The 17816-nt window shown below is 75.0% G+C and carries 19 protein-coding genes and 1 pseudogene; 11 read left to right on the top strand and 9 right to left on the bottom strand.

What is annotated here, in order from left to right; all coding sequences use genetic code 11:
- Positions 1 to 111 precede the first annotated feature (111 nt).
- A complete protein-coding gene (locus tag KSE_RS18340) occupies positions 112 to 1275 on the bottom strand; it encodes a hypothetical protein (RefSeq protein ID WP_014136827.1) in 1164 nt (387 codons plus the stop codon).
- Between the two features lie 174 nt (positions 1276 to 1449).
- On the opposite strand from KSE_RS18340, the gene KSE_RS18335 reads away from it, so the two are divergent.
- Together KSE_RS18335 and KSE_RS18330 are read left to right on the top strand one after the other, a co-directional pair.
- Complete coding sequence (locus KSE_RS18335) at positions 1450 to 2349, top strand: alpha/beta hydrolase (RefSeq protein WP_014136826.1); 900 nt, start codon at positions 1450 to 1452, stop codon at positions 2347 to 2349.
- A 44-nt stretch (positions 2350 to 2393) separates the two neighbouring features.
- Positions 2394 to 2915: a YbhB/YbcL family Raf kinase inhibitor-like protein gene (locus KSE_RS18330; protein WP_014136825.1), complete on the top strand. Its 522-nt coding sequence runs from the start codon at positions 2394 to 2396 to the stop codon at positions 2913 to 2915.
- A gap of 52 nt (positions 2916 to 2967) precedes the next feature.
- Here the strand turns inward: KSE_RS18330 and KSE_RS18325 are convergent, their stop codons facing one another.
- Positions 2968 to 3462, bottom strand: a complete 495-nt coding sequence (locus tag KSE_RS18325; RefSeq protein WP_014136824.1) for an FBP domain-containing protein — start codon at positions 3460 to 3462, stop codon at positions 2968 to 2970.
- Between the two features lie 114 nt (positions 3463 to 3576).
- On the opposite strand from KSE_RS18325, the gene KSE_RS18320 reads away from it, so the two are divergent.
- Entirely contained in the window at positions 3577 to 4143 is a 567-nt protein-coding gene (locus tag KSE_RS18320; protein WP_014136823.1) for a SixA phosphatase family protein, read from the top strand.
- Between the two features lie 26 nt (positions 4144 to 4169).
- The gene (locus tag KSE_RS18315; protein ID WP_014136822.1) at positions 4170 to 4772 is read left to right on the top strand and encodes a hypothetical protein; all 603 of its coding nucleotides are present in this window, start codon (positions 4170 to 4172) and stop codon (positions 4770 to 4772) included.
- Here KSE_RS18315 and KSE_RS42190 read toward each other — a convergent pair.
- From KSE_RS42190 to KSE_RS18300, 3 genes are all read right to left on the bottom strand, one after another.
- A complete protein-coding gene (locus KSE_RS42190; RefSeq protein WP_014136821.1) occupies positions 4763 to 5764 on the bottom strand; it encodes a TolB-like translocation protein in 1002 nt (333 codons plus the stop codon). The two genes, KSE_RS18315 and KSE_RS42190, sit on opposite strands and share 10 nt — an antisense overlap.
- 369 nt (positions 5765 to 6133) lie before the next feature.
- Positions 6134 to 7267 carry a TolB-like translocation protein gene (locus KSE_RS38575; RefSeq protein WP_014136820.1) on the bottom strand — a complete coding sequence of 378 codons (1134 nt, stop codon included), beginning with the start codon at positions 7265 to 7267 and terminating at the stop codon, positions 6134 to 6136.
- Positions 7268 to 7496: 229 nt separating this feature from the next.
- Positions 7497 to 8645, bottom strand: a complete 1149-nt coding sequence (locus KSE_RS18300) for a TolB-like translocation protein (RefSeq protein ID WP_014136819.1) — start codon at positions 8643 to 8645, stop codon at positions 7497 to 7499.
- A gap of 396 nt (positions 8646 to 9041) precedes the next feature.
- Here KSE_RS18300 and KSE_RS18295 point away from each other — a divergent pair, with 396 nt between their 5' ends.
- The 3 genes and pseudogenes from KSE_RS18295 (at position 9042) to KSE_RS44780 (ending at position 10416) form a co-directional block, all read left to right on the top strand.
- Positions 9042 to 9563, top strand: a complete 522-nt coding sequence (locus tag KSE_RS18295; protein ID WP_014136818.1) for a DinB family protein — start codon at positions 9042 to 9044, stop codon at positions 9561 to 9563.
- A 19-nt stretch (positions 9564 to 9582) separates the two neighbouring features.
- A pseudogene (locus KSE_RS44785) lies at positions 9583 to 10032 on the top strand (alkyl sulfatase dimerization domain-containing protein); the annotation flags it as partial.
- 12 nt (positions 10033 to 10044) lie between these two features.
- A complete protein-coding gene (locus tag KSE_RS44780; protein WP_269450336.1) occupies positions 10045 to 10416 on the top strand; it encodes an alkyl sulfatase C-terminal domain-containing protein in 372 nt (123 codons plus the stop codon).
- A gap of 19 nt (positions 10417 to 10435) precedes the next feature.
- Here KSE_RS44780 and KSE_RS18285 read toward each other — a convergent pair whose 3' ends face one another.
- Positions 10436 to 11407 carry an NADP-dependent oxidoreductase gene (locus KSE_RS18285; RefSeq protein ID WP_014136815.1) on the bottom strand — a complete coding sequence of 324 codons (972 nt, stop codon included), beginning with the start codon at positions 11405 to 11407 and terminating at the stop codon, positions 10436 to 10438.
- A 133-nt stretch (positions 11408 to 11540) separates the two neighbouring features.
- On the opposite strand from KSE_RS18285, the gene KSE_RS18280 reads away from it, so the two are divergent.
- On the top strand, positions 11541 to 12116 hold the full coding sequence (locus tag KSE_RS18280; protein WP_014136814.1) for a TetR/AcrR family transcriptional regulator: 576 nt from the start codon (positions 11541 to 11543) through the stop codon (positions 12114 to 12116).
- A 108-nt stretch (positions 12117 to 12224) separates the two neighbouring features.
- Here the strand turns inward: KSE_RS18280 and KSE_RS18275 are convergent, their stop codons facing one another.
- Positions 12225 to 12605, bottom strand: a complete 381-nt coding sequence (locus KSE_RS18275; RefSeq protein ID WP_014136813.1) for a MerR family transcriptional regulator — start codon at positions 12603 to 12605, stop codon at positions 12225 to 12227.
- Positions 12602 to 13588 carry a helix-turn-helix transcriptional regulator gene (locus tag KSE_RS18270; RefSeq protein WP_014136812.1) on the bottom strand — a complete coding sequence of 329 codons (987 nt, stop codon included), beginning with the start codon at positions 13586 to 13588 and terminating at the stop codon, positions 12602 to 12604. Before KSE_RS18270 ends, KSE_RS18275 begins: the two co-directional genes overlap by 4 nt.
- A 107-nt stretch (positions 13589 to 13695) precedes the next feature.
- Between KSE_RS18270 and KSE_RS18265 the strand changes: the two genes are divergently transcribed.
- From KSE_RS18265 to gap, 3 genes are all read left to right on the top strand, one after another.
- Entirely contained in the window at positions 13696 to 14301 is a 606-nt protein-coding gene (locus KSE_RS18265; RefSeq protein WP_014136811.1) for a DinB family protein, read from the top strand.
- Between the two features lie 64 nt (positions 14302 to 14365).
- Positions 14366 to 15322 (top strand): GlxA family transcriptional regulator, encoded by a 957-nt coding sequence (locus KSE_RS18260; protein WP_014136810.1) that lies wholly within the window; start codon positions 14366 to 14368, stop codon positions 15320 to 15322.
- A gap of 135 nt (positions 15323 to 15457) precedes the next feature.
- Positions 15458 to 16456, top strand: a complete 999-nt coding sequence (gap, locus tag KSE_RS18255) for a type I glyceraldehyde-3-phosphate dehydrogenase (protein ID WP_014136809.1) — start codon at positions 15458 to 15460, stop codon at positions 16454 to 16456.
- A 90-nt stretch (positions 16457 to 16546) separates the two neighbouring features.
- Here the strand turns inward: gap and KSE_RS18250 are convergent, their stop codons facing one another.
- Positions 16547 to 17767: a serine hydrolase domain-containing protein gene (locus tag KSE_RS18250; protein ID WP_014136808.1), complete on the bottom strand. Its 1221-nt coding sequence runs from the start codon at positions 17765 to 17767 to the stop codon at positions 16547 to 16549.
- Between the last annotated feature and the right edge of the window lie 49 nt (positions 17768 to 17816).

The following is a 17816-nucleotide window of genomic DNA, read 5'->3' as shown; positions in this document are numbered from 1 at the left end:
GGCCAACGGTGCGTTGTCCGAGTCGCGGACGAATCGGGTGATATACGGCCGGACGGTGCCTTCCGGGCGGCGGTGGGACACCGCCGGCCCGCCGGGCGGGCCGGCGGGGGGTCAGCGCAGGGCCTGGCCGATCCGGTCCAGCGAGGAGAGCCGCATCAGGCCGTAGTTGTAGAACTCGACCTCCGGGACGCCGAGTTCGCGCAGGGTGGCGATCTTGGCGGTGAGGTTGGCCGGGCCGTCGCAGTCGGAGGCCATCGGGCGCAGGATCACCGCCATGTCCTCCGGGCGGACGCCGTGCAGGGCGAAGGCGGCGACCTTCTCGCGGACCTCCTCGGGGGTCTTCGCGTAGCCGAGGGTCTCGATCTGGTGGGCGGCGCCGGCCAGGGCGGGCAGGTCGATGCCGGAGAGCCAGCCGGTGCCCGGGCCGCCGCCGTCCATGAAGGTCAGCCGCATGCCGTGGTCGGCGGCGGTGGCGGCCAGCTCGGCGGCCAGCGAGGTGACGGTGCGGGCGGAGGCGTCGACGTAGGCGGCCAGCGCGCCGCCCGCCAGCTCGTCCAGCGGGGCGGGGGCGAGGGCCCGGGACTCGTCGGCGAGGCGGGCCCGCAGCTCGGTGCGGACGGTGTCGCGGACGTGCTCGGCCGGGACGCCGGCGGCGGTCGCGGCGGCCAGGCAGTGCGGGCAGAAGCAGATCGACAGCAGCGCCTCGGTGACCGGGCCGAGCTCCTCGAAGTAGCGCTCGTGGTGGTAGCCGTGCGCCAGGCCGTGGAAGTGCAGCGACTCGGCGCGGATCGCGTCCACGCCGTAGCGGGCCAGCTCCTCGACGATCGTCCGGCAGTACTCGCGGACCTCCGGGTTGGCCGGGCACAGCTCGGTCAGGTGGCGGTCGCCGAAGGCGTTGGCCGGGGCGCAGTCCGGGTGGGCGAAGCCGAGCCGGTCGTTGTGGCAGAAGACCGTCCAGGCGTGCAGCTTGAGGCCGCGGCGGCGGGTCTCCTCGGCGGCCTCGGCGAACGGGTCGCGCTCGCCGATCGCGGTGGAGGGCAGCGGGGCGAGCCGGCGGCCGGCCCAGCGGGCCCGGTCGGGACGGAAGTAGGCGGCGCCCGGCTCCAGGTAGCGCAGCACCCGGCGCGGGTTGTGCGGGAAGACGTCCCGGGCCTCGTGGTAGACCGACGCCAGCGTCACGCCGCCGACACCGGCCCGGTCGGTGAGGTTGCCGAAGAAGGTGTCTGCCCCTTCGTCGATCAGGTCGGTGGCGAAGGCGAGGACGGACGTGTCCACGGGGCGGCTCCGGGGCGGTCGGGGGCGACGGTCGGGGTGGCCGTCAGGTGCGGGGACGTGCGGGGACGTGCGGGGATGAGCGGGGGCGCGCGGGGAAAGAAGTACGCGGAGCTCCCACGGTAATCGGGCGCTCTTGTATTGGTCTATACCTGGTTGGGTGAGGGGAACGGCGGCATGACGGTCTACCGGGGCTTCGACCAGCGGGAACTCGACCGCGAGTACTCGCCCAGCAGCAAGGTCGCCGACCTCGGCGCCGAGATCGCCGCCTACGCGGAGCAGAGCCGGCGGGCCCACCGGGAGCTGTCCGGGCACCGCGAGCTGCGGTACGGGCCGCAGGCGCCCGAGCTGATCGACTACTTCCCGGCGGCGGGCCGGGCCGAGGGCGCCGGGACCCCGCTGCACGTGTTCGTGCACGGCGGCTACTGGCAGGAGCTCGGCAAGGAGGACGCCGCCTTCCCCGCGCTGGACTTCGTGCCGCGCGGCACCGCGTTCGCCGCCGTCGGCTACGGGCTGGCGCCGCGTTGGCCGGTCGAGCGGATCGCCGGCCAGGTCGTCGCGGCCGTCCGCTGGCTGCTCGACCACGCGGCGGAACTCGGCGCCGACCCCGCGCGGGTCGTGCTCGGCGGCAGCTCCGCCGGGGCCCACCTGGCCGCCCGCGCGCTGCTCGACCCGGCGGTCCGCGGCCGGGTCCGCGGCGCGGCGCTGCTCAGCGGGGTCTACGACCTGGAGCCGATCAGCCTCAGCTACGTCAACCGGCCGCTGGGCCTCGACGCCGACCGGGCCCGGCGGCTCAGCCCGCTGCACGCCGGGGCCGCGGCGCTGACCGGGCTGCCGCCGGTCGTGCTGGCCCTCGGCGAGCACGAGACCGGCGAGTTCGGGCGGCAGGGGGCGGAGTTCGCGGCGGCGCTCCGGGCGGCGGGCGTGCCGGTGCGGGAACTGCTGGCCGCCGGGCGCAACCACTTCGACCTGGTCTTCGACCTCGGGCGGCCGGACACCGCGCTCGGGGCGGCGGTCGCGGAACTGGACCGGCCCCCGGCGGGCGGTCGGCCGGAGCCCGGGGGCGCCGGTTCGTAGACTGGCGCGGTACTTCCGAACACCTTCGACGAGGACGGTGAACGATGACCGCGCGCATCCCGCTTCCGTACGACTTCCTGCCGCCGGTACCCGCGTTCGAGCTGCGCAGCGCGGACCTGGTGGACGGCGCGACCATGCCGGACGAGCACGTGCACGCGCGGGGGAACGCGTCGCCGCAGCTGGCCTGGTCGGGGTTCCCGGCCGGGACCCGGTCGTTCGCGGTGACCTGCTACGACCCGGACGCGCCGACGGCGGCCGGGTGGTGGCACTGGCTGGCGGTGAACCTGCCGGCCGAGGTCACCGAGCTGCCGCGCGGCGCCGGGGCGGACGACGGCGGGCTGCCCGGCGGGGCGTTCCACGTCCGCAACGACTTCCCCGGGCACCGGTACGACGGGGCGGCGCCGCCGCCCGGACCGGCCCACCGGTACGTGTTCGTGGTGCACGCGCTGGACGTGCCGGCGCTGGAGGTCGGGCCGGACACGCCCGCCGCGCAGGTCGGGTTCCACCTGACCGCGCACGCGCTGGGCCGGGCCGTGCTGACGGTGGAGTACCAGTCGGCGCCGTGACGCGGGCGGGCCGGGTCGGGGCGGGGCAGGCCGGCCGGGCCGGTCGGGCTCGTCAGGCCAGGATCTGGCGGAGGAACGCCTCCAGGTTGGTGACCGTCCGGGCGATCTGCTCCTCCAACGGGAGCGACTCGTCCGGACGGCTGACCGTGGCCGGGCGGAGCAGGCCGCGGACGTACAGCGAGCAGGCCAGGTCGGCGCAGAGGTAGGTGCCGACCGAGTTGCCGTCCCGGCCGGCCGCGCCCGCGCGGGGGGCGGTCAGCAGCGAGACGCCGCTGCCCGCGTGCGCGGTGATGCAGACCGAGCAGACGTTGGTGCGGGTCAGGCTGCGCCGGACGTTCGGCGAGCGGAGGGTGACGCCGGTCGGCGCGCCGTCGAGCTCGACGACCAGGTAGGCCCGGTCGGGGGCGCCGAGGTCGCGCCAGCCGAGGAAGTCGAGGTCGGGCCAGCGCCGTTCGGCCAGGTCGCGCGGGACGGGCAGCCGCTTCGCCTCGCCCTTGGAGCAGTTGACGAAGGACGCGCGGATCTCGGACTCGGTCAGGGCTCGCATGCCCCCGACGCTAGCCGAGCCGGGCGGGGCGTGTCGTCCGGTTTTCCGCCGGTATCGGCGGGCGGTCCGCGCGTCCCCGGGCGGGGCGGCGGGCGGGCGGGCCACACTGGGGGGATGACCCAACAGCGGCGGTTGATCGTGCTGCGGCACGCCAAGGCGGACTGGCCGGACGTCCCGGACGAGCTGCGGCCGCTGGCCGAGCGCGGCCGGGCCGACGCGGTGGCGGCCGGGCGCTGGCTGGCCGGGCACGACCTGGTGCCGGACCGGGTGCTCTGCTCGACCGCGGTACGCACCAGGCAGACCTGGGAACTGGCCGAGCCGGAGCTCGGCGGCGCGCCCGAACTCGTCCTGGAACCCCGGGCGTACCGCGCCGAGGCGGACGAACTGATCGGGCTGCTGCGGGAGTTGCCGTCGGTGGTGCGCACCGTGCTGCTGGTCGGGCACCGGCCCGAGGTGCAGGAGCTGGTGCTGGAGCTGGCCGGCGGGGCGTCGGAGGCGGAGCCGGATCCGGAGGCGACCGGGTCGGATCCGGAGGCGGCCGGGTCGGATCCGGAGGCGCTGGAGCGGCTCCGGGCGAAGTTCTCCACGGCCGGGATCGCGGTGCTGGCGATTCCGGGCGAATGGAACCAACTCGTGCCGGGAAGTGCCGAGTTGACCGATTTCGTGGTGCCGCGCGGCTGAGCCGGGAGGCGTGATAGGCATGGGGCATGCGCTTCGACACCGTTCCCAAGCCGCCCAGCGTGGAGGACCGCCCGCGTGACGGCCGGGGCTACCCCGTCCCCGCGATCACTCCCTGGGAGGACGGGAAGCCGCAGTTCGCGCTGACCGACTACGAGCGGTCCGCGAACTGCGCCCGGGAGCGGCTCTGTTCGGTGTGCGACACGCTGATGCCGCAGGGGACGGTGTGGCGGGTGGTCGGCGGCGACGAGGCCGCCGCGATCGGCGAGGCGCTGGCCGCCGGCCGCCCCTACCGGAACATGGCGCCCACCACGGAGGGGCCCGGCCACCGGGCGTGCATGCTGTACGCCTCGATGGTCTGCCCCTACCTGGCCCGCTCGAACGCCCGCCGCCGGGTCTCGGCCGACCGGGGCGACACCCCGGACGAGCTCACCGCGCACGTGCTGCGCGGGGCCGCCCGGGGCGACATGGGTGCGGTGGTCGGCTTCGCCGAGTACGAGTACGCGATCACGTCGAGCCGGGTGCTGTTCCGCTTCCTGGACCCGGTGGAGTGGCTGCCGCACGACAACGCGGACCAGCAACTGCCGAACCTCCAGGAGGAGTTGGCCCGGATCGCGGCCGCTCAGCGGTAGGCGGGCAGACCGACCGCGTCGGAGACCCGCTCCGGCTTCCCGCCCGCGAACGGGACGGTGTAGACGCCGTCCGGGCCACGGAACGCGACGGTCCTGCCGTCGTGGCTGATGGCCGGCTCGGTGTAGTCGACGGACGCGCCCGGCGTCAGGTCGGCCTCCTTCTTCCCCTCCCCGGCGGGGCTGGTGAAGATGTGGCTGTGCCCGTTGACCGAGCGGACGAACACCAGGTCGCCCTCGTCCGCCAGCGAGGGCTGCGAGCCCTTGGTGACGTCGCCGCCGTTGGTCCGGGAGACCACGTCGTGGAAGTAGACCTTCCCGTCGTCCTTGTTGGCGTACACCGTCATGCCGGAGTGGCCGTTGGAGCTCGGCCACTGGTTGCCGGTCTGCGGGATGCTCGCGCCCTCCGAGTCGCCCACCGACAGCGGCTCGGGCTTGCCGCCCGCCTTGGCCTCGACGGACATCAGGCGCAGCGCCTTCTTGTCGTCCGCGGTGAACAGCAGGAAGGTGCCCGCGCCGTGCGGCTCGTCCGGGCCGAACACCTGCCAGGTCGGGTGGGACCAGGTGGTGCCGGTGGGGGCCTTGGCGACGAGGGCCTTGTGGGTGCCGTCCGGGTCGGCGGTCTGCAGGTTGCCGGCGCCGTCGACGAAGGCGGCGTGCTTGCCGTCCGGGGACCAGGCCAGGTCGCGCACCACGGTGCCGAAGTCGACGCTCTTGCCGTCCATCAGCACGGTGGCGGTGCCGGTGCTGATGGTCAGCCGGGTGCCGGCGGTCTTGTTCAGCGAGCCGCCGGGCTTGGCCGGGGCGGAACCGGAACCGGAGCCGGAGCCGGTGGCGGCGGCGGACGCGGTGGTGGCGGCGGACGGCGCGGAGGTGCCGGCGGCGGAGTCCGCGCCCTCCGGGTCGCAGGCGGTCAGCAGCAGGGCCGACCCGGTGGTGACCGCAGCCACCAGCAGGGCGGCGGCGGACCGGCGCAGGCGGATTCGTTCGCTCATGAGTGTTCCCCCCTGGAACGGAAAAGGAATGGCGGCGTGGTCCGGGCGGGGCACCGGAGCCGACGGCCGGGATCGCCTCGTACGCATCTTGTCAGCGGCGGCTGACGGCCCGGACGGCGGGGCCGTCCGGGCCGCCGCGCGGGGAGACCCGGTTCGCGGACCCTGAATTCGCGAACCGGGAGCGGTCGGTGGGGGTGCCGCCGGGGCGGTGGGTAGAGCCTCGCAACGGGATGACCTGACGGGGTGTGGGCCCTGTCACCGCTCCGCAACAGCCTGACGAGTCGTCAACTCCCTTGTGTGGGAGGGGTGCTGGTGGGATGGCGGGTGGCCCGCTCGGCGGGTGCCGGGCGGGCCGTGTGGTGGGGGTGGTTAGCCGCGGTAGGCGGGGAGGCCGGTGGTGTCGGAGACCTTGGTGGGGGTGCCGCCCTTGGTGGGGATGGTGTAGGTGCCGTCGGGGCCGCGGAAGGCGATGGTCTTGCCGTCGGGGGAGAAGGCCGGCTCGGTGTAGTGCACGGTGGCGTTCGGGGTGAGGTCGCGCTCCTCGCCGTCGTAGCCGCCGGTCTTGGTGAACAGGTGGTCGTGGCCGTCGACGACCCGGACGAACACCAGGTCACCGTCGTTGGAGAGGTCGGGCTGGGAGCCGCGAGTGGCGGCCGCGCCGTTCTGCTGCAGGTACTCGTCGCGGATGTAGACCTGGCCGTCGTTCCGGTTGGCGTACACCGACTTGGCGTACCGCCCGCCGACGTTCGGCCACAGGTTGCCGGTCTGCGGGAGCGGCTTGGCGTTCTCGTCGCTGAAGGGGTTCAGCACCAGCTGGGTCGGGTTGGTGCCGCCGGCGGCGGGGATGGTGAGCAGCCGCAGGGTGCCGTGGTCGTCCGCGGTGAACTGCAGGTTGTTCTTCGGCTTGAGGTACTTGGCGGCCTCGTCCGGGGTGGGGGAGAAGACCTGCCAGGTCGGGTGGGACCAGGTGACGCCGGACGGGGCCCGGGCGACCAGCACCCGGTTGCCGCCGTCCGGGTCGGCGGTCTGCAGGTTGCCGGCGCCGTCGACGAAGGCGGCGTGCTTGCCGTCCGGGGACCAGGCCAGGTCGCGCACCACGGTGCCGAAGTCGACCGTTCCGCCGTCCATCACCACGTAGCGGGTGCCGGTGCTGACGGTCAGGCCGGTGCCGCCGGTCAGGTTCAGGGCCGGGGCGGCCCCGGACGGGGGCGCGGCGGGCTGCGACGGGGTGGCGCCGGCGCCCGTGTCCGCGTCGACCTCCGACGCGGCGTCGGTGCCGCTGTCGGCCGGGGGCGCGGTGGTGGTGGCGGCGGTGGTGCTCGGCGCGGCCGGGACGGCGGGCGCGGCCGGGGTGGCCGGCGCGCCGGCGGCGGGGGCCGCGGCGGCGGCGCCGCCGGTCTCGGCGGCGGACGGGTCGCAGGCGGTGAGGAGGAGGGCGGTGCCGGTGGTGATCGCGGAGACGAAGGCGACGGCGGCGGAGCGGCGGCTGGCGTGCGCGGACATCGGGTGGTTCCCCCCAGGAACGGTGGCTGCCCCGCCGGTTCCTGTCGTTCCGTCTCCCGGGGCGGTGCTCCTAGCTTCGCACCCCGATGACCCTGCCGGGTGATCGGATTGTCACTGTGCGGCAACGGATGTTCGGTGGACGAACTCCCCTGTGTGGGAGGGGTGCTGGTGGGATGGTGGGTGGCCCGTTCGGCGGGTGCCGGGCGGGCCGTGGGGTGGGGGGTGGTGGTTAGCCGCGGTAGGCGGGGAGGCCGGTGGTGTCGGAGACCTTGGTGGGGGTGCCGCCCTTGGTGGGGATGGTGTAGGTGCCGTCGGGGCCGCGGAAGGCGATGGTCTTGCCGTCGGGGGAGAAGGCGGGCTGGGTGTAGTCGACGGTGGCGTTCGGGGTGAGGTCGACGGCGTTGGCGTTGGTGTTCTGGTCCTGGGTGAAGAGGTGGTCGTGGCCGTTGACGGAGCGGACGAAGACGAGTTCGTGGTTGTCGTCGGACAGGTCGGGCTGGGAGCCCTTGGCGATCGGGCCGCCGTTCTGTCGCAGGTATTCGTCGCGGATGTAGACCTGGCCGTCGTCCTTGTTGGCGTAGACCGAGGTGCCGACGCGGCCGGCGACGTTCGCCCACTGGTTGCCGGTGGTCGGGTTGGGCTTCTCGTCTTCGCCGGCGTACTGGCCCAGGGAGAGTTCGGTGGGGTTGGTGGCGCCGGTGGCGGGGATGGTGAGCAGGCGCAGGGTGCCGTGGTCGTTGGCGGTGAACTGGAGGTTGTTCTTGGGCTTGAGGAGCATCCGCTGGTCGTCGGCGTTGGGGACGAAGACCTGCCAGGTGGGGTGGGACCAGGTGGTGCCGGTGGGGGCCTTGGCGACGAGGGTCTTGTGGGTGCCGTCCGGGTCGGCGGTCTGGAGGTTGCCGTTGCCGTCGATGAAGGCGGCGTGCTTGCCGTCGGGGGACCAGGCCAGGTCGCGGACGATGGTGCCGAAGTCGACGCTCTTGCCGTCCATGATGACGTAGCGGGTGCCGTTGCTGATGGTCAGGCCGGTGCCCTTGGTGAGGTTGAGGGCGGGGGTCTGCGGGCGGGCCTGGGTCTGGGTGGGCGTGGCGGAGGCGGTCGGCGTGGTGGTGGCCGGGGTGCTCGGGGTCGCGGACGGGGTGGAGGCGGTCGGCGTGGCGGTGGCGGAGGTGGTCGGCGTGGTGGTGGCCGGGGTGCTCGGGGTCGCGGACGGCACGGCCGGGGCGCTCGGGGTCGCGGCCGGGGTGGGGGTGCCGGTGTGGTCGGTGCCGGTGTCGGTGGAGGGGTCGCAGGCGGTGAGGAGGAGGGCGGTGCCGGCGGTGATCGCGGAGACGAGGGCGACGGCGGCGGAGCGGCGGAGGCGGGCGTGCGCGGACATGGATGGTTCCCCCCAGGAACTGGTGTGGATCGGGTGGTTGTTTCGGTGCTTGCCCCCGCCGGTTTCTTTCGTTCCGTCTCCCGGGGCGATGACTAAAGCTTCGCAGTCCAATGACCCCGCAGGGTGCGCGAATTGTCACTGCGGGGCAACAGGCGTTCGGGTGCGTCCGAGCACGTCACGGGGTGCTTCGTCGGGGGCTCCGCGGGGCGCGTCGCCGGGCGCGGGTCGGGGGCAGTGGTTAGCGTGGCGGGGCAGGTGGTTTTCCCGGGGCGGTGCCCCGGGTCCGACCCCGGTCCCCGGTGGCCGGGGATCCCCGTGAGCGGAGGGAGCAGCGCCATGGCAGCGCGACCCGGAAGCGTCCCCGGTCGGCCGAGCACGGTGGGGGTGGGCTGAGCGATGGCGACTTCGCTTCCCGGCCCCACCGGCGAACGCGCCGACCTGGTGGCCGCGTTGGACAAGCAGCGCGGGTTCTTGCGGTACACCGCGCGCGGACTCACCGACGAGCAGGCCCAACTGCGGACCACTGTCAGTGAGTTGACCCTCGGTGGGCTGATCAAGCACGTCGCCGGGGTGGAGGAGCGCTGGCTGCGGTTCGCCGTCGGCGGCGCCGAGGCGATGCGCGCGGAGGGCGCGCCGGACGACGCGGACGCCTGGGCCGAGCAGTTCCGGATGCTCGACGGCGAGACCCTGGACGTCCTGCTAGAGCGCTACCGGGCCGTCGCCGAACACACCGACGGCCTGCTCGCCACCCTCGACCTGGACGCCGAGCACGCGCTGCCGGCCGCGCCCTGGTTCGAGCCCGGCGCGCGGTGGAGCGTGCGCCGGGTGGTGCTGCACGTCGTCGCGGAGACCGCGCAGCACGCCGGGCACGCCGACATCATCCGGGAGTCCCTGGACGGGCAGCGGACGATGGGCTGACCCGGGATCCGCCGGCCCGGTGGGTCCCCCGGACGGCGTAGCCGGCTTTGCCGGGCCGCCGGGGGGCTGGGGAGGGTGGCGGGAGGTGCGGTTCGAGCTGCCCGAGGCGCTCGGCCGGCGCTGGCACAACCGCGGCTACCACGGCACGCTGCACCACGACGTGCGGGCCGTGTTCCACAAGGAGCCGGGGCTGTAGGACGGCGACCCGGTCTCGCTGCACCCGCACCCGCCGGTGGAGACCGCCCGCCGGTACGTCGAGCTGATCGGCGCGGAGAAGGTGCTGGCGGAGGGTCGGAAGGCGTTCGAGGCGGGCGACTACCGGTGGGCGGCGCAGCTGCTGCACAGCCTGGTGTTCGCCGACCCGGAGCACCGGGAGGCCCGCGAGCTGCAGGCCGACGCCTACGAGCAGCTCGGCCACCAGGCGGAGGGCCCGCAGTGGCGCGGCATCTACCTGACCGCCGCGAAGGAGCTGCGCGAGGGCGTGCAGCCCGCCCGGTTCGCCACCGCCAGCGCGGACACCGTGCTCGCCATGCCGGTGGACATCCTGTTCGACTTCGCCGCCGTGCACCTGGCCGGCGACCGGGCCGCCACCGCCGACCTGCGGATCGGCTTCCGGATCACCGACCTGGACGAGACCTGGACGATGTGGGTCCGCCACGGCGTCCTGAACGCCCGGAAGGGGGCGTCCGGGACGGCCGGGCTGACGGTGGCCGGTCCGAGGGCGGGGCTGGCCGGGGTGCTGCTCGGGCAGGACGTGCCGGGGGCGGCGGCGGAGGGCGACGGGCGGCTGCTGGAGGAGTACCGGGCGCTGCTGGACGCGTTCGACCCGGACTTCCCGGTGGTGACGCCGTAGGGCGGGGCCGCGGGCGGTCTCAGTCGGCGACGCGCAGGACCAGCTTGCCGCGCAGGTGGCCCTGTTCGGCCCGGCGGTGGGCGGCGGCGGCCTCGGCGAGCGGGAAGACGCCGGTGACCGCGACCCGGACGGTGCCGGCGGCGACCAGGGCGGCCAGCTCGGCGAGGTCGGGGCCGCTCGAACGGACCTGCCACATCCGGTCGTCGAAGACCAGGCCGAGCTCGCCGACGGCGTGCTCGGTGCGGTAGTCGCCGAGGAAGACCGGGGCGACCCGGCCGCCCCGGCGCAGGACGGGGAGCAGCAGGTGGGCGTCCGGGCCGCCGACGGTGTCGAACAGCAGGTCGGCGTCGTGGACGGCGTCGGCGGCCGGGCCGGCGGTGTAGTCGACGAAGTGGTCGGCGCCCAGGTCGCGCAGGAAGGACTCGTGCCCGCCGGAGGCGACCGCGACCACCCGGCCGGCGCCGCCCGCCCTGAGCAGTTGCAGGGCGAGGTGGCCGACGCCGCCGGCCGCGCCGTTGACCACGGTGGTGGTGCCGGGGGCCGGGCGCAGCCGGCGCAGGTACTGGTAGGCGGTCAGGCCGGCCATCGGGAGGGCGGCGCCGGTGAGGTGGTCCAGGGCGTCGGGCAGCCGGGCCAGGTGGGCGTCCGGGGCGGTCGCGTACTCGGCGTAGCCGGATCCCCAGCCGGGGAAGCGGATCATGCCGTGGACGCGGTCGCCGACCTCCCAGATCGAGCCCGGGCCGGCGGCCGCGACGGTGCCGGAGACGTCGCTGCCCGGGATCATCGGCAGCGGGAGGGCCGGCCGGAGCTCGGCCGGGATGTTGCCGAAGCCGCTCCGGGCGTACCAGTCGGGCGGGTTGACGCCCGCCGCGTGCACCCGGACCAACGCCTCGCCGGGGCCGGGCGCCGGGCGCGGGACCCGTTCGCGGACCAGCACGTCGGGTGTGCCGAAGGTGTGCAGGCGTACCGCCCACATGGTGTCGGTGGTCATGGTCGGATCTCTCCCCCTCCGCAGGCCGGACGGCGCTGCCGTAGAATCCGGAGCAGTGCTCCGGAAGACTGGGGCAAGCTAATCGGAGCACTGCTCCGGATGTCAATGACCGTACGTGGAATGGCTGGTGGGCATGGTTGCTGAACCGGACGCCCGGGTGCCGCGGGCGGACGCCCGCCGCAACCGGGAACGGCTGCTGGAGGTCGGCGCGCACCTGCTCGCCGAGCAGGGCGCCGGGGCCTCGCTGCGGGACGTCGCCCGGCGGGCCGGGGTCGGACTGGGCACGCTCTACCGGCACTTCCCCACCCGGGAGGCGCTGCTGGAGGCGCTGCTCGCCCGGCGCTTCGGGCAACTCACCGAACTGGGAGGAGAGTTGGCTGCCGCCGGGGGCGATCCCGAGGCGGCCCTGGTCGACTGGCTGCGGGAGTTCTGCGCCGGCGCGGGCGCCTACCAGGGCCTGCCCGAGGCACTGGTGGCGACCCTGCGCGACCCGGCCTCGCCGCTGCACGCGAGCTGCGCGGCGATGCGGGAGGCCGGGGGCGGGCTGCTCGCGGCGGCCCAGCGGACCGGGCGGATCCGGGCCGACGTCACCGGCACCGACCTGTTCGCGCTGGTCAGCGCGGTGAGCTGGATCGGCGGGCAGGCCCCGGCGCTGGCCGAGCGGCGGGAGCACCTGTTCGGGGTGGTGGTGGACGGGCTGCGGGCCTGAACAGCCTTGCGGTGGAACCGGGTTGGTCGGCCCGGGTCGGTCGGCCCGGGTTGGCGGGCCTCGGTCGGTGGGCCCGAGTCGGTGGGCCCGAGTCGGTGGGCCCGGGCCTCAGTCGGTGGGCAGGACGCTGCGGTAGTAGTCGATCTTGTCGCGGAGGTGGGCGCGCTGGCGTTCCAGCAGGGCGATCTGGTCGTTGACGGCGGTGTCGTGGCGCTCCAGCAGGTCGATCCGGCCGATCAGGCTCTCCGGGCCCTCGGCGCGGGCGAGTTCGGCGTAGCGGCGCATGTCGGCGATCGGCATGCCGGTGTCGCGCAGGCAGCGCAGGATGCCGAGCCAGCCGATGTCGTCGGGGCTGAACCGGCGGTGGCCGCTGGAGGCGCGGGTGATCGAGGTGAGCAGGCCGATCCGCTCGTAGTAGCGCAGGGTGTCCAGGCTGAACCCCGAGCGTTCGGCGGCCTCGGCGGGAGTGAGCAGCTGTTCGGTCGTCACCGTGCCGATTCTGCCCGCTCGTTCGGATCCGCGCAGCGGGTGAAGCGCTCGCCCCAGGCGGCGAGCAGCGCGGACAGCTCGGGCGGGGAGACGACCCGGAAGTCGGCGTCCAGCGAGCCCAGCGCCATCGCGGGCCACTCCAGCGCGTCGGCCCGCATCAGGACCCGGCTGCGGCCGTCGGCGGTCTCCTCGACCTCGGACCAGTTGCCGATCCGCTTGCGGACGTGCGCCGCGGGTGCGTCGACCAGCACCTCGACCCGGTACGAGCTGGGCAGGTTCCGCATCCCGTTGCGGACGAACTCGGCGGCGTCGGTGGCCGGGAGGGCCCGGGGCAGGAAGCGGGCGCCGGTCGGCTCGGGGGAGCCGAGCCGGTCGAGCCGGAAGGTCCGCCAGTCCTGCCGGGTGAGGTCGTAGGCGACCAGGTACCAGCGCGGGCCGATCCGGACCAGGCCGTGCGGTTCGGCGTGCCGCTCGGTGGCGGTGCCGTCGGCGGCCGCGTACCGGAAGCGCAGCCGTTCGGCGTCCCGGCAGGCCAGCGCGACGGCGGTCAGCGTGTCGGGGTCGATCCGGGCGGCGCCGTCGCCGCCCCAGCGGGCCGGGACGGTGACGGCGCGCAGCGCCTCGATCCGGCGGCGCAGCCGGGCCGGCATCACCTGGACGACCTTGGCCAGCGCCCGCACGGACGCCTCCGCGATGCCCTCCACCGGGCCGTCCGCCGCCGCCTGCAGGCCGACGGCCAGCGCGACGGCCTCCTCGTCGTCGATCACCAGCGGGGGCAGCGCGGCCCCGGCGGCCAGCTGGTAGCCGCCGTCCACGCCGCGCCGGGCCTCGACGGGGTAGCCGAGCTCGCGCAGCCGGTCGACGTCCCGGCGCAGGGTGCGGCCGGAGACGCCGAGCCGGGCGGAGAGCTCCTCGCCGGGCCAGAAGCGGTGGGACTGGAGCAGGGTGAGCAGGCGCAGGGTGCGGGCGCTGGTGTCGGCCATGGATCCCATCCTCCGGCAATTGCGGACGGAAAGTGGCCGCAATGCTCCGTAGTGTGGAACACGAAGCGAGAGCAAGGCAGCGCACCGCGACCGGAGAGGCGACACCCATGAGCACCCAGACCCCGCAGGCCGTCGAGAGCACCGAGACCGTCGAGGCCGTCGAGACCGCCGAGGGCCAGTACCCCGCCTCCACCGTCGAGGGCCCGACCCCCGAGCACTCCGACCTGGTCGCGCAGCTCCGCGCGTCCCGGCACTTCCTGAAGTTCACCGCCCGCGGCCTGGACGACGAGCAGGCCGCCCGCCGCACCACCGTCAGCGAGCTGACCGTCGGCGGCCTGATCAAGCACGTCACCTCGGTGGAGCGGGCCTGGTCGGCGTTCATCGCGGTCGGCCCGGCGGCGATGCCCGACTTCCACGCGATGAGCGAGGCCGACTTCGAGGAGCGGGTGAAGGAGTTCCGGCTGCTGCCCGGCGAGACCCTGCTCGGCGTGCTCACCGCGTACGAGGCGGTGGCCCGCGGCACCGACGAGCTGCTGCTCGGCCTGGCCGACCTGAACGCCTCGCACCCGCTGCCGTCCGCGCCGTGGTTCGAGCCCGGCGCGCGCTGGTCGGCCCGGCGCACCGTGCTGCAGATCATCGCCGAGACCGCCCAGCACGCCGGGCACGCCGACATCATCCGGGAGTCCCTGGACGGGCAGAAGAGCATGGGCTGACCCGGGCGGGCGGCGGCCGGCTCCCCGGCGGCGCGCCCGGGGCCGGCGCGCCTACGCTGAGCGGATGTCAGCTCCTCGTCTGCGCCGGGTGGCCGTGCTGGTCCTGGACGGCGCCAAGCCGCTCGACGTCGGGATCCCGGCGCAGGTGTTCTCCACCCGCGGCAGCATGCCGTACGAGGTGCGGGTGTGCGGTGCGGCGCCCGGGCTGGTCGCGGGCGGGGACGGCCTGTCGTACCACGTGGCGCACGGGCTGGAGGCGCTGGAGTGGGCCGAGTCGGTGTTCGTGCCCGGCTACCGGCACCCCGACCGGGACGACCCGCCGCCCGCCGTGGTCGACGCGCTGTGCGCCGCGCACGCGCGCGGCGCCCGGCTGGCCGCGATCTCCACCGGGGCGTTCGCGCTGGCCGCGACCGGCCTGCTGGACGGGCGCCGGGCCACCACGCACTGGCACTACACCCGGGCGCTGGCCGCCAAGTACCCGAAGGTGCGGGTCGACGAGAACGTGCTGTTCGTCGACGAGGGCCGGATGCTGACCTCGGCGGGCGCCGCGTCCGGCATCGACCTGTGCCTGCACGTGCTGCGCGGCGACCTCGGGGTGGCCGCGTCCAACCACACCGCGCGCCGGCTGGTCGCCGCGCCCTACCGCAGCGGCGGCCAGGCGCAGTACGTGCCGCGCAGCCTGCCCGAGCCGGTCGGCGAGCGGTTCGCGGCCACCCGGGAGTGGGCGCTGCACCGGCTGGACGGGCCGCTCACGGTGCGCACGCTCGCCCGGCACGCCGCCGTCTCGCCGCGCACCTTCTCCCGGCGGTTCGTCGAGGACACCGGCTACACGCCGATGCAGTGGGTGCTGCGGGCCCGCGTCGACCTGGCCCGGGAGCTGCTGGAACGCTCCGGGCACAGCGTCGAGCGGATCGCCGCCGAGACCGGCCTGGGCACCGGCGCCAACCTGCGCGCGCACTTCCAGCAGATCCTCGGGACCACGCCCAGCGAGTACCGCAGGACCTTCGCGAAGGGCGAGTAGGCGCCCTCCCGCCGCTGGCACGATCCTTGCGAACCGTGGCACGGGTGCCACTGCCACCGCCCTCCCCGGCGAGCGAGAGTGGAGTCACCACCCCGCAGGAACACCGCGCGAGAGCCGCAGAGAAGGGCACCACTCATGACCCGCATCGCCGTCAACGGATTCGGCCGGATCGGCCGCAACGTGCTGCGCGCCCTGCTGGAGCGCGACAGCAAGCTGGAGGTCGTCGCCGTCAACGACCTGACCGAGCCCACCGCGCTCGGCCGGCTGCTCGCCTACGACACCACCTCGGGCCGGCTCGGCCGCCCGGTCGCCGTCGAGGGCGACACCCTGGTGGTCGACGGCCGCCGGATCAAGGTCCTCGCCGAGCGGAACCCGGCCGACCTGCCCTGGGCCGAGCTCGGCGTCGACATCGTGCTGGAGGCCACCGGCCGGTTCACCTCCGCCGACGCCGCCCGCGCCCACCTGGCCGCCGGCGCGAAGAAGGTCCTGGTCTCCGCGCCGTCCGACGGCGCCGACGTGACGCTCGCCTACGGCGTCAACACCGAGGCGTACGACCCGGCCGCGCACACCATCGTCTCCAACGCGTCCTGCACCACCAACGCGCTCGCCCCGCTGGCCGCCGTCCTCGACGAACTCGCCGGCATCGAGCACGGGTTCATGACCACCGTGCACGCCTACACCCAGGAGCAGAACCTCCAGGACGGCCCGCACCGCGACCCGCGCCGGGCCCGCGCCGCCGCCGTCAACATCGTCCCGACCACCACCGGCGCCGCCAAGGCGATCGGCCTGGTGCTGCCGCAGCTGGACGGCAAGCTCTCCGGCGACTCGATCCGGGTGCCGGTGCCGGTCGGCTCGATCGTCGAGCTGAACACCGTCGTCGCCCGCGACGTCACCCGCGAGGAGGTGCTCGCCGCCTACCGCGAGGCCGCCGCCGGCAAGCTGGCGGGCGTGCTGGAGTACTCGGAGGACCCGCTGGTCTCCTCCGACATCACCGGCAACCCGGCGTCCTCGATCTTCGACTCCGAACTGACCCGGGTCGACGGCCGCCACATCAAGGTGGTCGCCTGGTACGACAACGAGTGGGGCTTCTCGAACCGGGTGATCGACACCCTGGAACTGCTCGCCGCGAGCTGACACCGCGAGCTGACGCCGCGAGCTGACGCCGCGACGGCCGGGGCCCGCACCGTGCGGCACGGTGCGGGCCCCGCGCGTCCGGGCCGGCGGTCAGAGCGCGGGCAGGTCGAACGCGGCGGCGGCGACCCGGTACTGGTCGGGGAACGGGACGCCCTGCCGGGAGGTCGGAGTGAAGGAGTACACCAGCTCGCGGGAGGCGTCCCGGGTGGCGAACACCGCGCTGGTGTAGCCCGGGCGGCTGCCGGTCTTGCCCCACAGCTCGACGCCGGGCGCCGGGGTGAAGCGCATCAGGCCGGTGCTGAAGCAGGCCCGTCCGGCGGTCGGGCCGAGGTCGCAGTTCTTGTTGCGGAAGTTCGGCACGTCCGGGACGGCGAACAGCTCGGCCTGCTGGGCGGGCGGCAGCAGCTCGCCGCGCAGCAGCGCCGACAGGAAGCGGTCCAGGTCGGGCGCGGTGGAGACCATGCCGCCCTCGGCCCACGGCCACGGGCTCTGCCGGGTGACGTCCACCAGGTCGCTGCCGCCGCCGGCCCGCGGCACGGCCAGCACAGCGTGCGCGGACGGGTCCGGCAGGGCGGTGTCGGTGGCGGCGGGCACCGAGGTGCGCCGCAGGCCCAGCGGGCGCAGCACCCGCTCGGTGACCTCCCGCTCGAAGCTCCGGCCGGTGACCCGCTCGACCAGCAGGCCCGCCAGGAAGTAGTTGACGCCGTTGTACTGCTGGGCGGTGCCCGGGGCGAACCCCATCGGCTCCCCGGCCAGCGTGTCGAGCACCTGCCGGGGCGTCCAGCGGTCGGCGGCGTGCGCGGCGAACCAGGCGGCCCCGCCGTCGTCGGCGCTGCCGTCCGGGGCGAGCAGGCCGTCGCCGCCGGGCAGGCCGCTGGTGTGGTTCAGCAGCTGGCGGACCGTCACCGGCGGGTAGCCCGCCGGCAGGGCGTCCGGCAGGTAGTGCTGGACGGTGCCGTCCAGGTCGATCCGGTGCTCGGCGGCCAGTTGCAGCAGCACCGTCGCGGTGAAGACCTTGGAGATGCTGCCGATCCGGAACCGCCCGTCCGCCTTCACCGGCCGGCCGGTCGCCGGGTCGCCGGTGCCGGAGGTGCCGCTCCAGCGGCCCCCCTCGCCGTCGGCCAGCACCACCGCGCTGGTCGCCCCCGCGCCGGACAGGTCGGCGATCGAGGCCCGCAACGCGGCCGCGTCCGGCCCGCCACGGTGCCCCGCGACCGGCGCGGCCCCGGCCGCCCCGGCGGTCAGCGCCACCACCAGCGCGCCGATCGCCGCCGTGGCCGCCAGCCGGCGTCCCGTCGTCCTCGCGCCCATCCCCGTACTCCTCGACTCCGTTGTCCCGCGTGCTTCCTGACGTCGAGAA

This window comes from Kitasatospora setae KM-6054, assembly GCF_000269985.1.
Taxonomy (GTDB): domain Bacteria; phylum Actinomycetota; class Actinomycetes; order Streptomycetales; family Streptomycetaceae; genus Kitasatospora; species Kitasatospora setae.
The sequence above is the reverse complement of the archived record's forward strand: the minus strand, read 5'-3'. Positions and strand labels throughout refer to the sequence as shown.

Coding starts and splice junctions, on each gene's coding strand:
- KSE_RS18315 (WP_014136822.1), top strand. CDS start 4,170: ATGCGCTTCGACACCGTTCCCAAGCCGCCCAGCGTGGAGGACCGCCCG.
- KSE_RS18250 (WP_014136808.1), bottom strand. CDS start 17,767: ATGGGCGCGAGGACGACGGGACGCCGGCTGGCGGCCACGGCGGCGATC.
- KSE_RS18335 (WP_014136826.1), top strand. CDS start 1,450: ATGACGGTCTACCGGGGCTTCGACCAGCGGGAACTCGACCGCGAGTAC.
- KSE_RS18295 (WP_014136818.1), top strand. CDS start 9,042: ATGGCGACTTCGCTTCCCGGCCCCACCGGCGAACGCGCCGACCTGGTG.
- KSE_RS18280 (WP_014136814.1), top strand. CDS start 11,541: ATGGTTGCTGAACCGGACGCCCGGGTGCCGCGGGCGGACGCCCGCCGC.
- gap (WP_014136809.1), top strand. CDS start 15,458: ATGACCCGCATCGCCGTCAACGGATTCGGCCGGATCGGCCGCAACGTG.
- KSE_RS18330 (WP_014136825.1), top strand. CDS start 2,394: ATGACCGCGCGCATCCCGCTTCCGTACGACTTCCTGCCGCCGGTACCC.
- KSE_RS18270 (WP_014136812.1), bottom strand. CDS start 13,588: ATGGCCGACACCAGCGCCCGCACCCTGCGCCTGCTCACCCTGCTCCAG.
- KSE_RS18265 (WP_014136811.1), top strand. CDS start 13,696: ATGAGCACCCAGACCCCGCAGGCCGTCGAGAGCACCGAGACCGTCGAG.
- KSE_RS18260 (WP_014136810.1), top strand. CDS start 14,366: ATGTCAGCTCCTCGTCTGCGCCGGGTGGCCGTGCTGGTCCTGGACGGC.
- KSE_RS18300 (WP_014136819.1), bottom strand. CDS start 8,645: ATGTCCGCGCACGCCCGCCTCCGCCGCTCCGCCGCCGTCGCCCTCGTC.
- KSE_RS18320 (WP_014136823.1), top strand. CDS start 3,577: ATGACCCAACAGCGGCGGTTGATCGTGCTGCGGCACGCCAAGGCGGAC.
- KSE_RS42190 (WP_014136821.1), bottom strand. CDS start 5,764: ATGAGCGAACGAATCCGCCTGCGCCGGTCCGCCGCCGCCCTGCTGGTG.
- KSE_RS18285 (WP_014136815.1), bottom strand. CDS start 11,407: ATGACCACCGACACCATGTGGGCGGTACGCCTGCACACCTTCGGCACA.
- KSE_RS38575 (WP_014136820.1), bottom strand. CDS start 7,267: ATGTCCGCGCACGCCAGCCGCCGCTCCGCCGCCGTCGCCTTCGTCTCC.
- KSE_RS18325 (WP_014136824.1), bottom strand. CDS start 3,462: ATGCGAGCCCTGACCGAGTCCGAGATCCGCGCGTCCTTCGTCAACTGC.